The organism is Erwinia amylovora (assembly GCF_017161565.1).
Taxonomy (GTDB): domain Bacteria; phylum Pseudomonadota; class Gammaproteobacteria; order Enterobacterales; family Enterobacteriaceae; genus Erwinia; species Erwinia amylovora.
On record NZ_CP066796.1, the window covers coordinates 41,757 to 55,361 of the forward strand.

The following is a 13,605-nucleotide window of genomic DNA, read 5'->3' on the forward strand; positions in this document are numbered from 1 at the left end:
AATAATGTAAAAGTATGATCAAATTTCCAAAAGTGAACTAATACTTAGGGTTCTGGCGTTTTCCCTTTTGCTGCCCGAAAACGTTGCTGCGGCAAGTGTTCGCCAGTATTCAGAACCTGAGCCTCAGGTTCTACCCCTCTGGTTGTTCACGTTTATGTGAGTTTATTGAGGTGTGCCGATGGAGACTAAAGATCCAATGTCTGAACTGCTGTCCAGTCTGGAGCAGATAGTGTTAACCCGTGATGGAGTACCGGCGGTAACCGCCTCTAAGGACAGTACGGCGATGCCCGAACCGCAGCGAATCCGGGAAATTACCGGTCTGAAGATTGATGAATTTGCCCAAGTGTTAGGCGTGAGCGTATCGTCGGTAAAAAGTTGGGAAGCCAAACGAACCAAACCGTCACGCAGTGCGCAAAAGTTGATGAAGTTGATTCAGTCGAATCCTTATCTCAGCAGAGATCTGCTGAACTAGAAGAATGAACCCGCCCTCAGGCGGGTTTTTGCCTTCTGAAGGTTACTTGCCAGCTTTCATATCAATGACAAATCGGTATTTCACATCTCCTTTCAGCATTCGTGCAAACGCCTGTTCGATCTCATCCAGACGGATGACTTCAACGTCTGACACGATATTGTGCTGGCCGCAGAAATCCAGCATCTGCTGTGTTTCATTGATACTGCCGATCGACGTTCCTGAGATGCTCAGGCGCTTAAATACCATCGGCGTGACGTCTGGGGATTTATGCGGTGCATCAGGAATACCCACCAGAACCAGATGCCCGTTGGTCTTCAGCGCGCTAAGGTACGGGTCAAGATCGTGCGGAGCGGCAACGCAGTCGAGGATCATATCCAGACTGTTTTGCACGCTTTCCATCTGTAGTGCATCTTTTGATACCACGACCTGGCTGGCCCCGAGCCGCCGGGCATCGGCACCTTTGGCTGGGGAAGTGGTGAACAATACCACTTCAGCGCCAAGCGCGGCCGCCAGCTTGACGGCCATATGGCCCAGTCCGCCCAGACCAATGACCCCGACACGCTGACCCGGCTGCACGTTCCAGTGCTTCAACGGCGACCAGGTGGTAACACCAGCGCACAGCAGCGGAGCGACGGCGTTCAGCGGCAGATTTTCCGGCACCGTAATAACAAATTTACTGTCGACTACGATGCTGTCGGAGTAACCGCCGAAGGTTCTGCCGCCGATGACTTTCTCCTCGCCGTTGTAGGTGGCGGTAAAGCCTGCTTCGCAGTACTGCTCTTCGCCTTTGCGGCATTGCCCGCAGTGGCCACAGGAGTCGACCATCACACCAACGCCGACCAGATCCCCGGCTTTAAAGGCGGTGACATCGCTGCCGGTGCGCAGTACCCGCCCGACGATTTCGTGACCCGGCACCAGTGGAAACTGGCTGATGCCCCATTCGTTACGTGCCATGTGCAGGTCAGAATGACAGACGCCGCAATAGTAAATATCGATATGGACGTCGCCAGCCTGTAGTTCACGACGTTTAAATTCGAAGGGTTCCAGCGGGGTGTTAGCTGCTTTGGCAGCGAATCCATGAGATTGCATAATGTTTTAACCTGCCTGGCGAAAACCTTACAGGGTAGGGGGGTGAAGCCCGGAAAGCAATCATGGAAGGGTAAAATGAAGTGTCAAAACAACGCAGCGGGCGGTGAAATCTGGCCGCCCGCTTATTAGCATATCATTCTGATGCGGGTAGCGGCGGACCCGTGTTATTCCGCCGCTTGCCTCTTCCGTTATTGCAGCAGAGAGATATCGGCCACCTGCAGGAACAGCTCACGCAGTTTGGCCAGCAGCGTCAGGCGGTTGATACGTACCTCTTTCTCTTCGGCGTTGACCATTACCTTGTCGAAGAAGTTATCGACCGCTTCGCGCAGTTGCGCCAGCTCAATCAGCGCCTCCTGGTAACGCCCTTCGGCAAAGAACGGCTGCAGTTTGCTGCTCAGTGCGGTGACGTAAGTCGCCAGTTTGATCTCTTCATTCTCTTTCAGCAACGATGCCTGCACGCTGTCGTTCAACGGCTCTGTGGCCTTCGCGAGAATGTTGGATACGCGTTTGTTGGCTGCCGCCAGGCTCGCCGCCTGTTCCAGCGTGCGGAAATGAGAGACCGCCTTCATGCGCGCATCGAAGTCCGCCGGGCGCGTTGGGCGACGTGCCAGTACCGCCTGAAGGGTATCAACGCTGTGACCTTCTTCCTGATACCAGGCGCGGAACCGGCCCAGCATAAAGTCGATTACTTCATCGACCGCTTTCGCGTTAGACAGCTTATTGCCATACAGACGCACCGCTTCTTCGCTCAGAGTTTGTAAATCCAGCGGCAGATTCTTTTCGACGATGATACGCAGCACGCCCAGCGCAGCACGACGCAGCGCGAACGGGTCTTTATCGCCTTTCGGATGCTGACCGATACCGAAAATGCCCGCCAGGGTATCCATCTTGTCCGCAATCGCCAGCGCACAGGCCACCGGGTTAGAAGGCAGCACATCACCGGCAAAGCGCGGCTGATATTGCTCGTTCAGTGCTACCGCCACGTCTTCGGCTTCGCCGTCGTGACGCGCGTAGTGCATGCCCATCACGCCCTGGGTATCGGTGAACTCGAACACCATATTAGTCATCAGGTCACATTTGGACAGCAGGCCAGCGCGCGTGGCGTGATTAACGTCAGCGCCGATCTGTGCGGCAACCCAGCCGGACAGCGCCTGAATGCGGTCCGTTTTCGCGCGCAGGGTGCCCAGCTCTTTCTGGAACAGCACGGTTTCAAGACGCGGCAGGTTATCTTCCAGACGGCGTTTACGGTCGCTGTTGAAGAAGAATTCGGCGTCAGCAAGACGTGGGCGCACCACCTTTTCGTTACCGGAGATGATCTGCTGCGGGTCTTTCGACTCGATGTTGGTCACAAAGATAAAGTTCGGCAGCAGCTTGCCCGCCTTATCATATACCGGGAAGTATTTCTGATCGCCCTTCATGGTATACACCAGCGCTTCGGCAGGAACCGCAAGGAACTTTTCTTCAAACTTCGCCGTCAGCACCACCGGCCATTCGACCAACGAAGTGACTTCTTCCAACAGGCTGTCGTTCAGGTCGGCTACGCCGCCAATTTTCGCGGCTGCCGCTTCGGCATCTGCTTTAATGGTGGCTTTACGTGCTGCGTAGTCGGCCTGGACTTTACCGCGTTCCAGCAGGATCTGCGGGTACTGATCGGCATGGTCAATGGTGAACGCCGGTTCGCCCATAAAGCGGTGGCCGCGAATAACGCGCGCCGAATCGACCCCGAGAATATTGGCCGGAATGAGCTCATCGCCCAGCAGCAGCGTCACGGTGTGCACCGGACGCACGAACTGCACCTCAGATGCGCCCCAGCGCATCAGTTTCGGGATCGGCAGTTTTGTCAGCGAATTAGCAATCATGGCTGGCAGCAGCGCCTGGGTACGCTCACCGGTGACCCGGGCACGGTACATCAGCCATTCACCTTTATCGGTGCTCAGGCGCTCGGCCTGATCAACGGTGATGCCACAGCCGCGCGCCCAGCCTTCAGCCGCTTTGGTGGCCACGCCGTTAGCATCAAACGCCGCCTGGATCGCCGGGCCGCGTTTTTCCACTTCGCGATCCGGCTGGGCGGCGCTCAGATTAGCGACTTTCAGCGCCAGACGCCGCGGGGCGGCAAACCAGCTCACTTCGCCGTGGGCGAGGCCCGCAGCGTCAAGTTCGGCGGTCAGATTGGCGGCAAAGGACTCAGCCAGGCTGCGCAGCGCTTTCGGAGGCAGTTCTTCGGTGCCGATTTCCACCAGAAAAGTTTTATCAGTCATGGCTGCCTCTTATTTCTTGTTATTGCACATCGGGAAGCCCAGTGCCTCGCGGGAGGCATAGTAGGCTTCAGCCACGGCTTTGGTCAGGGTGCGGATGCGCAGAATATAGCGCTGACGCTCGGTGACGGAGATCGCTTTGCGCGCATCCAGCAGGTTAAAGCTGTGTGCGGCTTTCAGAATGCGTTCATAGGCCGGCAGCGGCAGCGGTTTTTCCAGCGCCAGCAGGCTTTGCGCTTCTTTCTCGTACTGCTCGAAGCAGGGAAAGAGAAAGTCGACGTCGGCGTATTCAAAGTTATAGGTCGACTGCTCGACTTCATTCTGATGGAACACGTCGCCGTAGGTGGTTTTACCCAGCGGGCCGTCACTCCACACCAGATCGTATACGCTGTCGACGCCCTGGATATACATCGCCAGGCGCTCCAGCCCGTAGGTGATCTCACCGGTAACCGGCTTACACTCCAGGCCGCCAACCTGCTGGAAGTAGGTGAACTGCGTCACTTCCATGCCGTTCAGCCACACTTCCCAGCCCAGGCCCCAGGCGCCCAGCGTGGGGTTTTCCCAGTTATCTTCCACGAAGCGAATATCGTGAATGGTCGGATCCATGCCCAGCTCCTTCAGTGAACCGAGGTACAGTTCCTGAATATTGTCCGGGGAAGGCTTGATGATCACCTGGAACTGATAGTAGTGCTGTAAGCGGTTCGGGTTTTCACCATAGCGGCCATCGGTTGGGCGGCGTGAGGGTTGCACGTAGGCAACCGCAGTCGGCTCCGGGCCGAGCGCACGCAGGCAGGTCATCGGGTGAGATGTCCCCGCGCCCACTTCCATATCCAGCGGTTGGATAATGGTGCAGCCCTGGCGAGCCCAGTAATCCTGTAAGGTCAGGATCAGCCCCTGAAAGGTCTTGGTATCAAACTTTTGCATGTTGATTTCGCACGCGATACGAGTCGTTATAAAAGTGGGCATCAGTATACCCGTTGACCGGGGGGATTACCAAAAGGGTATCTGCTCTTGCGGCCTGCTGCGCAAAATGCGCGGCGGCGCGTAATGTGCTTTTCAGCCTGTCATACCGCCGTCCGGGCAAGCGCGCCCTCATCCTGTTCCTAATTTTTCGTTTGCAGCTTGTTGTAGGCTGGCCGCCTGGCTACCCTGAATTTCGCATTGAGGCAGGATTAATCGGGTAACAGAGGACGAAATGTCGCACAAAATCGGTTGGATTGAGAATTTACGCGCCCTGGCCTGTTTGATGGTCATTATGATCCACACCACCACCTGGTATGTCACTACCGGTTTATCGGTGGGCGAGCGCAGCTGGGATCTCTCCAACCTGTTGAATTCTGCCTCACGCGTTTGCGTACCGCTATTTTTTATGATTTCCGGCTTCTTGTTCTTTGGCGAGCGTAGCGCGCAGAAGCGACACTTTCTGAGGATTTTTTTGTGCCTGCTGTTCTACAGCGCGGTCGCGCTGCTCTACATCACGCTGCTGACGCCAATTAACGAAGCGCAGTCGATCAAATACCTGCTGCAAAAACCGGTGTTCTACCATTTGTGGTTCTTCTTCGCGATTATCGTTATCTATCTCTTCTCGCCATTGATACAGGTGAAACCGGTGCGTGCTGGCTATCTGGCAGCGGTGACGCTGGTGCTGGCGATCCTCGCCAACCCGAATACCGTCGACGGTTCGATTGCCCGCTTCCACTGGTTACCGGTTAATCTGTATATCAGCGGCGACACCATCTACTACCTTTTGTACGCGTTGATGGGCCGGGCGATAGGCATGATGGATACGCAGAGGCGCGGCGTTAGCTGGCTTGCCGGGGGGAGTTTTGTACTCTGCGTGCTGCTGATTGCGTTTGGCACCAAACGACAGTTTGCGATAAACGGCGCCTTTGCTGATACCTGGTATCTCTATTGCGGTCCGGCAGTATTTCTTGCTGCGGTCAGCCTGCTGGTGCTGTTTAAAAACACCCTTAACCAGCGTGTTAATCCATTCTTTGCGCTGATTTCACGCTATTCGCTGCCGATTTATGGCTTCCATGCCTTGTTTATCCACTTTATGCGCACCCGCCACCTGGATAACACCGATCGCCCGCTGCTGGATATCCCGCTGGTATTTTCCATTACCCTGTTGGGCAGCCTGCTACTGGCGGCGGGGCTGAAGCGCATCGATAAATATCATTTGGTGAGCTGACCTTTTTTATCCCGACGGCGCATCCCCGGCGTCACCAGCGGGCGCAGACGACTAATGCGTGGATTGAGGATCACCCCCGGTGTACGCACCAGCCGGCGTGGGTTAGGGTTGCGCGTCGGGCGCTCGTGCCACAGCTTGAGCATAATCACCGTCAGAGCCAGTATCGAGGTGACACTGTTAGCGGCCATCACCGGCACATCGTGCATGCGGTAGCCGTACCACGTCCAGCAGGAAACGCCGAAGAACAGCGCGGCCCACATCCCGAGCGACAGCCCGCTGGTATCTTTGTTTTTGACGATATGCATCACCTGCAGGCAGAAAGAACCGGTGGTGACCCAGGCCGCCAGGGTTCCCAACCAGACCGGCCACGGGCTAAGGAAGATGATCGACAACAGCGCCAGGGCAATGGTGGCGGCCACAATCAGTATATTTTTCATGGATTTTCTCGCATCTTTTGTAAACCCTTATCAACCTTGTCCACCGCTGCTGCCAGATCGCGATACAGTTCAGGGCGGCCAGCCAGCGAACCAAATAATTTCTTTTGTTGAGTCAATGCCTGAAGCGGGTCGTCGGCGCTGAAGATGTCTGCAAACGGCACTTCATCCAGCGCCCGGTCTTCATAGTCGAACGGCAGCGTTCCGGCATGATGCTGCTGCATAAAGCGGAACCACAGGGCGGGCAGGATCAACGTTGCCGCAGGTGTCGCACCCTGTTTATAACGGGTTTTCAGCGTTGGCGAGATAAACTGCTGGAGCTTGGCGATACTGTCCGAAGAGACGCGCTGCGTGGTATCGCGCACCCATTTATTGCTAAATCGGTTTAGCGTGGTTTCAGCATAACGCGCCAGATCGATATCGCAAGGCGGCAACGCTGCCGCCACATCCTTTAGCACGTAGTCGCAAATCCACTGTTTGATCTGCGGTTGCAAACTCTGGTCAATATACTTTTTGCCCAGCAGTGCGCCGGCCCAGGCAATGCCGCTGTGGCTGGCGTTCAGAACGCGTATTTTGGCTTCTTCATATGGCGTGACGCTGCTGACAAACTCAACTCCGGCCTTTTCCAGCGCCGGACGGCCGGCAATAAACTTGTCTTCCAGTACCCACTGGGAAAAAGCTTCACAGGAGAGCGGCACATCGTCATCTTTAATACCCTGTTTCGCCAGCCTGTCTGACAGTGCGGCATCAAATTTGGGCGTGATGCGGTCAACCATACCGTTCGGGGCGGAGGTGTTGTGCTCAATCCACGCCAGCAGATCCGGGTCGTGCTGCGCTTTAACAAACTGAGATAAACCGCGTGCCACGCTGTCGCCGTTATTGCGCAGATTATCGCAGTTAAGCAGGGTAACGGAGCCGGTTTGATGACGCATACGCTCACGCAGAATTTTCACCAGCGCACCGTACAGCGTGCCGGTTTCCTGCTGCCCGGCAAGGTCGGCCTGAATCGCCGGGTGCGTCAGGTCAAGTTGGCCATCATCGTCAAGGAAATAGCCGCCCTCGGTGACGGTAAACGAGATAATTTTCGTTTTTGCACTGGCCCCTGCATCGACCAGTGATTTCAGGCCGTTGTCCCAAAGGATGACGTTTTCGACGGCTTCAATCGGCTGATAGACAATGTCACCTTCGGGGGAGATGATTTCCAGCGTGTAGCGGCCCTGCTGTTTTGCCAGCTGTTGGAGGGTTTTTTGCGTACGACTGTTGCGAATATTGGCGAGGGAAAGTGTCCAGCTGTTGTCTCCCTGCTGGTGGAGTTGGTTCAGATACCAGCTCTGGTGTGCGCGGTGAAAGGCGCCAGCACCAAGGTGTAACCAGTTCGATTTTTCATCGTTGTTGCGGTGCAAACCTTATCCTTAATCTGAAACAGATAGTGACAATGTTATTTGTAACCGTAGCACAGAAAATCAAGGTGATAAAACCGGCGGCCCAAGCCACTGGCGGCGATGCGTGAAAAAAACACTGCTGCCAGCATTGCGGGTGCTGTGCAGCTGGCGTGAGGAAGAGAACCCGGCAGACCGCGCTGCTCTCTCACTGCCTATATCCTGCCGGAGCCGCTGCCGTGCAATGGTCAGACGCAGCTGTTGATGATAAGCACCCACGCTAATGCCGAGTTGCTGGCGGCACAGGCGCGCAATAGACGTGCACTGACAGGCGCATGTGAGGCAGTTTCCTCCAGTGACCACGGCTGCTTCGGTTGCAGTATCAGCATGTCCTGAACCCGGTGGATGGCAGGATGAATGTGGCTGTGATAGCGCAGCCAGGGCGACAGCTGCGGCTCTTCCTCTGAACGTAGGAAAAACACCACAATTTTTGCGCGACATCCGGCGCCACCTGAGAATCGCACAGGCAGCCTGTCAGATGCAGCGACAGATCGATGCCGGCGGTGATCCCGGCGCGGGTCCGGAACCCCTGTCTTTAACAAAAAAACGGTGTTGTTTGACGATCGTAGCAGCTTCTGCCGCATTCAGGCGGGAAGTCATCTCTTAGTGAGTGGTGACTTCCCGCCGTTCAGCAATTACCGCCCTGGCCGCCAGTAGCGAACCGGAACAGATACACACCCGCGGCGCATAGATCATCGGTTGAATGCGTGTCAGCCAGCTGCGTGGCGTCTGTGCTTGCGGGGTTTAAACCACAGGCTGAAGTCGCTAACGCCGGGTACCATTACCAGACTGCCGGCAGGCAAGGTTTCTGGCAGTGGTTCAATATGGCTGATATACATCCCGGTAGAGGTAAGGACGCTCTCATCCTGGCCGAACCGGGACCGGCGACACAAAAAAGGCCAAAACGTACACGATGTTGTCGCTGGGGGACAGGGTGGAGAATGTAGATATAGAAAACATTATTTTCTGTGGCAATGAATGCGGTGTGGATATATCATGAAGTATAGTTTTTACAGTTAAGATTAGGTAGTTAAATTGAGATATTTAGGGAATAAAGAAACTATCGTTTCTAATATAATTGAATTATTAAAAGATAAAAATATCATCAAAAATGAATATTCATTTTTTGATGCTTTTTGTGGTACTGGGTCAGTTGCTGATGCATTGAAAAGTAATTATAGTGAAATTGTTATCAATGATAATTTAAAATGGAGTACGTTATATTCTTCAGGAAGATTGCTATCTGGGGAGTGCGGGTTTAATAAATTAAACTTCAATCCTTTTGATTTCTTTAATAATACCAGTGAAATCAAAAAAGGGTTTTTTTACAAAAACTACTCCCCTGGTGGTTCTGAACGGATGTATTTTTCCGCGCAAAATGCAGGGAGAATAGATTATATTCGAGAGAATATCGAAAATTGGTTTTTAGATGGCCAAATAAATAAAAGTGAGTATAACTATCTTTTAGCAAGTTTAATAGAGTCTATATCTAAAGTGTCCAACACAGCAGGGGTTTATGGGGCATACTTAAAGCACTGGGACTCCAGAGCGTTAAAAGAAATTGAGTATCTCCCTGTTGATTGTAGCGATGGAAACTGTAATAAGTTAACTGTATTTAACGAAAAAATAGAAGACATCATAGAAAATGTTGAATGCGATATTCTTTATTTAGACCCTCCATATACGCAAAACCAATATGGGACTCAATATCATTTACTTGAAACACTGATCTTAAATGATTCACCTGATATTAGTAAAGTAACAGGATCCAGATCAACAACGCCGATGAGATCAGATTGGTCAAAGGATTTCAAGTGTCATATCCTGTTAGATAAAATAATAAGCAAAACAAAAGCAAGTCACATATTATTAAGCTACAGTGCTGATGGTTTTATGTCAAAAGACTTTATTGACTCAGTCATGATGCGATATGGTGTGAAAAGCAGCTACGAATGCAGAAAAATAGCGTATAAAAAATATAAAAACCATAAATCTAAAGGTGAGTCAGAACATTTTGAGTATCTGTTTTATATAAAAAAAAGAGAAAAAAACACTGTACGATATGAATCGCCATTAAATTACATTGGAAGCAAGTCTAAATATATTGATTTCATCAATTCTGCTTTACCCAATAAAATAGATAAGTTCTATGATATTTTTGGTGGGGGTTTCAATGTTGGGATTAATATCGATGCTGATAGTGTTATATATAATGAATATAATTTTTTCGTTAAGGAGCTAATTGAGTCAATTCATGACATTGATACGTATAAATACATAACTAACGTAAAAAAACTAATAAAAAAATATAACCTTGAGCCGGAAAATAAAGATAATTACCTAAAGGCCAGAAAGGATTACAATAGTAGTTCTATTGATAAAAGAGATCCGATTTTATTATATACTATAATATTGTATGGATTTCAGCAGCAAATAAGATTTAATGGTAGTTATGAGTTTAATAATCCAACCGGGATGCGGTGGTTCAATAACAAGGTCTTAGAAAAATTAATTTCTTTTTCCAGGAAAATAAAAGAAATCAATGTATCCTTCTATCAGGAAGATTATAAGCTTTTGATGAACTCAATCGATAGCGATGATTTTGTTTACCTTGATCCACCTTACAGACTTACAACCGGTTCTTATAATGATGGAAAAAGAGGATTTAACGGTTGGGGTGTTGATGATGAATCTAATTTATTTTGCTTTTGTAATCAATTAAACAATAAGAAAATAAAATTCATGCTGTCTTATGTATTGGAACACGGTGGAGAATACAACCATCAGTTAAAATCATTTATAGAAGAAAATGATTACAAATTAATTGAACTTCCAATTGTTTTAGGGCGAAATAGAAAAGAGGTAATCATTGTAAATTATGAAAAGTAAAAACCCACTTTTTACCATTAAAAGAAAATCGCAAAAAGGTAAATTTTTATTCTCAGATGTTTTTAGCAATGACGTTTTGACTGATATCTGTTACAGGATAACAGGACGAAAAGACTATCATGTTACGTATGATAATGATAGTTATAATAAAGGGCGTTTAGCAAGGTTAGAGTTCAATGGGAAAACTAACTATATTTCTATATCGGAAAGTAATGCTGAAGGAAGAAACTCTAGCTTTCAAAGTGCAACTAGTGCCTTAGTTGCCTATCATAATGATTCATCGAGAAATAAAGAGGTATTTTTTTATTTTGTTAATCACGAAGGAAACATAAAAACAAAATACTTTAACTTTATGTATAGATTAATGGCAACTGCAGGATTTGTTTTTTTAAATGATGACATTGCAGTTGGAAAGAAAATAACACATTTCAATAACATAGATGATTTAATATTAAATAAAGATTCGTTGCGGAGTAAAAATAAGGCCAATAACTCATCTTACATAACTATAAACGATAAAAATATCACTCAAATATATGCTAAAACATATGGAGCAAATAAAAAAGAGTCAACGTTAATGTGTTTGGCTTTAGCTAATCTTGATTGTAAGCGGGTTGAACTCATTCAAGTATCTGAGGGAAGCTTAACTAAGTTACCAAAACCAGATTTATCTGTCATCCAAAGAGAGATTAATATATTAGAAATTCAGTCTGATAAAGATATGGAGAGAGATGAATTCATAAAAAATGATAGCCTTCGATCTCCTACATTCATATATAACTTACTAAATAAAATAGGACAAAAAAAATGCTCCTTTTGTGATTGTGAAATCCCTCAAATAATACAGGGAGCTCATATTTGGCCTGTATCTGAGATAAAAAAGATAAACTTAAGTGATGATGAAAAGCTTAAGCATGCCCTAAGTGAAAATAATGGAATTTGGTTATGTGAAAACCACCATAAACTGTATGATAGAAATATCATTGTAATAAATGAGAATGGTGGGATATTAGTGAAAAACAGTATTTTAAAATCACATAAAAATTATATAAACAAAATAACAACAAATAAATCATTACCCAATTCAATTCTGAGTAACGATCTCATTCTATATATAAATAAAAGAAACGCGAGTATTGAAGGAATGAATAATGATTTCATCTTAATAGCTGCGCGGAATAACGCTCCACTTCAAAACTTATAGAACATGGATTGGGATGTTCTTGCTGCCGAGAGGTGCTGTATCGCGCTCAGTAAGCGTTGCTTAGACGACTGGTACAGGCCAAAAAGGGTAGATGCAGCGGTATCAGTTACAGCTATCCAGGATCCTGCGCCCCCGCTGTTAAACCTGTTGAATACCTCTACTCTGTATTTCAATCCCATTATGTCTTAGAAAAAGTAGTATAATAAACAGCGCAGTGCACATATTGCCATCATTGAATACAGGGCCGCGTGATATTGCCAGCAGGTGAACAGCTGCCTGCTCAAAATAACCTTAACACCTTTATAAATATGTTGATTAAGTAAGCGGCGCGTCCCGGTTCGGAAATCCGTCTGACTCCGTGAGTGACATTCAGTATCCGGTAACAAAGCGAGCCATAATTCCGCTGAAATGAAACGTATCGTCATTTGGGTGCCTGATCCCAGGCTTGGTCGCCATGAATATTGATTATGACCTTAAACTCGTTGTCCATTTTTTGCCGTCTGCAGGGCATGAAATTCGCTGGTGCTGATAATCACCGCTGAGGAATGTCCGCAACGCGTGATGGTCACAGGGGCATGCGGTCAGTTGCCTGCTGTAAGACCGCCGCCGGGTTCTGGCGAGCATCGCTGAAGTTGATCTCCTTCATATTGACCTCAATGGTATTAACCATCGCTACAAGAAAATTGTACCAGTGAAGCGAAGCCGCATTTTAACGCCGCTGTTGATGTTACGGATCCGGCGGCTTACGGATCCATTTCATATCCGTATTACGATGATCCTGCCCCTTGCGTCAGCGGGCTGGCCAACATGTAGTAACGTTCGGCAAAGTCGTTCAGCATGTTTTCCCGGCCGCGCATATCACGCAGAAATGCCGGGTCCAGCTCTGCCACCATCACTTCCGTGCTCTCTGCGCTGGCCTCGACCATTATCTTGCCGTAAGGATCCCAGACGGCGCTGCCTCCGCACGCCTGCCAGCCCCCGGTCGTACCAACGTGATTGGACATTAACACGTACAAGGTGTTATCCAGCGCCCGCGCTGGCATCCAGATTCGGGATTCATGGTAGCCATTTCCGCAGCTGAACAGGGCGCTGACCAGATAAGCATGGCATCCTGATAGCGCCGCTGCGCGGGCATGTTCGGCAAAACCGCTGTCGTAGCAGATAGCCATCCCCAGCGACCATCCTTCGACCTCAATCGCCACAGCCTGCTGGCCAGGTTGGAAAAACCTCGCTTCGCTACTGAACAGCGCTCGTTTGTGATAACGGGCAAACAGCTCACCCTGTGGGTTAAAGCACAGCGAAGTAATGCAAACTCCCGTTTCTTCCTGGGTAGCAGCACCAATAACGGCAAAAATAGCTGCCTGACGACATGCCATTGCAATCGGCTTCAGCCGCTCGTCAGTGGTGCTAACGGCATAGCGGGCGGGATCGGCTTTGATTAACGAAGGTTCATAACCACTGAGAAATTTCTCCGGCAGTAAGACCACTTTTGCCCCCAATTTTGCTGCTCGCTCGATCAGGGTAACGGACTGCTGCACGTTAGCCGGAATATCCCCCGCCACAGGCTCCGCCTGCGCGACGGCCACTTTCAATTTATTTGCGGGACAGGTGAAACGATATGCGCACATAGTT

At 49.5% G+C, this 13,605-nt stretch carries 11 protein-coding genes and 1 pseudogene; 4 read left to right on the forward strand and 8 right to left on the reverse strand.

Annotated features, from left to right (window positions below):
* The first annotated feature begins 178 nt into the window (after positions 1-178).
* Complete coding sequence (locus tag JGC47_RS00190) at positions 179-472, forward strand: HTH-type transcriptional regulator (protein WP_004161093.1); 294 nt, start codon at positions 179-181, stop codon at positions 470-472.
* Between the two features lie 42 nt (positions 473-514).
* On the opposite strand, the gene JGC47_RS00195 is transcribed toward JGC47_RS00190, so the two are convergent.
* The 3 genes from JGC47_RS00195 to glyQ all read right to left on the reverse strand — a co-directional run bounded on the left by JGC47_RS00195 (position 515) and on the right by glyQ (position 4,740).
* Entirely contained in the window at positions 515-1,561 is a 1,047-nt protein-coding gene (locus JGC47_RS00195; RefSeq protein WP_004161092.1) for an NAD(P)-dependent alcohol dehydrogenase, read from the reverse strand.
* 188 nt (positions 1,562-1,749) lie between these two features.
* Entirely contained in the window at positions 1,750-3,819 is a 2,070-nt protein-coding gene (gene glyS / locus JGC47_RS00200; protein WP_004161091.1) for a glycine--tRNA ligase subunit beta, read from the reverse strand.
* Between the two features lie 9 nt (positions 3,820-3,828).
* The gene (gene glyQ / locus JGC47_RS00205; protein ID WP_013036313.1) at positions 3,829-4,740 is read right to left on the reverse strand and encodes a glycine--tRNA ligase subunit alpha; all 912 of its coding nucleotides are present in this window, start codon (positions 4,738-4,740) and stop codon (positions 3,829-3,831) included.
* A gap of 271 nt (positions 4,741-5,011) precedes the next feature.
* On the opposite strand from glyQ, the gene JGC47_RS00210 reads away from it, so the two are divergent.
* Positions 5,012-6,007 carry an acyltransferase gene (locus JGC47_RS00210; RefSeq protein ID WP_004161089.1) on the forward strand — a complete coding sequence of 332 codons (996 nt, stop codon included), beginning with the start codon at positions 5,012-5,014 and terminating at the stop codon, positions 6,005-6,007.
* Here JGC47_RS00210 and JGC47_RS00215 read toward each other — a convergent pair.
* From JGC47_RS00215 to JGC47_RS00225, 3 genes are all read right to left on the reverse strand, one after another.
* Positions 5,992-6,444: a SemiSWEET family sugar transporter gene (locus JGC47_RS00215; RefSeq protein WP_004161086.1), complete on the reverse strand. Its 453-nt coding sequence runs from the start codon at positions 6,442-6,444 to the stop codon at positions 5,992-5,994. The genes JGC47_RS00210 and JGC47_RS00215 overlap by 16 nt on opposite strands.
* The gene (gene dalD, locus JGC47_RS00220; RefSeq protein WP_004161085.1) at positions 6,441-7,844 is read right to left on the reverse strand and encodes a D-arabinitol 4-dehydrogenase; all 1,404 of its coding nucleotides are present in this window, start codon (positions 7,842-7,844) and stop codon (positions 6,441-6,443) included. The genes JGC47_RS00215 and dalD overlap by 4 nt, the downstream gene beginning before the upstream one ends.
* A 224-nt stretch (positions 7,845-8,068) precedes the next feature.
* Positions 8,069-8,302, reverse strand: a complete 234-nt coding sequence (locus JGC47_RS00225; RefSeq protein ID WP_168385081.1) for a helix-turn-helix domain-containing protein — start codon at positions 8,300-8,302, stop codon at positions 8,069-8,071.
* A gap of 613 nt (positions 8,303-8,915) precedes the next feature.
* On the opposite strand from JGC47_RS00225, the gene JGC47_RS00230 reads away from it, so the two are divergent.
* Complete coding sequence (locus JGC47_RS00230; protein ID WP_004163504.1) at positions 8,916-10,769, forward strand: DNA adenine methylase; 1,854 nt, start codon at positions 8,916-8,918, stop codon at positions 10,767-10,769.
* Complete coding sequence (locus JGC47_RS00235; protein WP_004161076.1) at positions 10,759-11,973, forward strand: HNH endonuclease signature motif containing protein; 1,215 nt, start codon at positions 10,759-10,761, stop codon at positions 11,971-11,973. The genes JGC47_RS00230 and JGC47_RS00235 overlap by 11 nt, the downstream gene beginning before the upstream one ends.
* A gap of 171 nt (positions 11,974-12,144) precedes the next feature.
* Here JGC47_RS00235 and JGC47_RS17905 read toward each other — a convergent pair.
* Positions 12,145-12,249: pseudogene (locus JGC47_RS17905) on the reverse strand (type II toxin-antitoxin system death-on-curing family toxin); the annotation flags it as partial.
* A 491-nt stretch (positions 12,250-12,740) separates the two neighbouring features.
* The gene (locus JGC47_RS00240) at positions 12,741-13,601 is read right to left on the reverse strand and encodes a carbon-nitrogen hydrolase family protein (protein WP_004161074.1); all 861 of its coding nucleotides are present in this window, start codon (positions 13,599-13,601) and stop codon (positions 12,741-12,743) included.
* Positions 13,602-13,605: the final 4 nt, after the last annotated feature.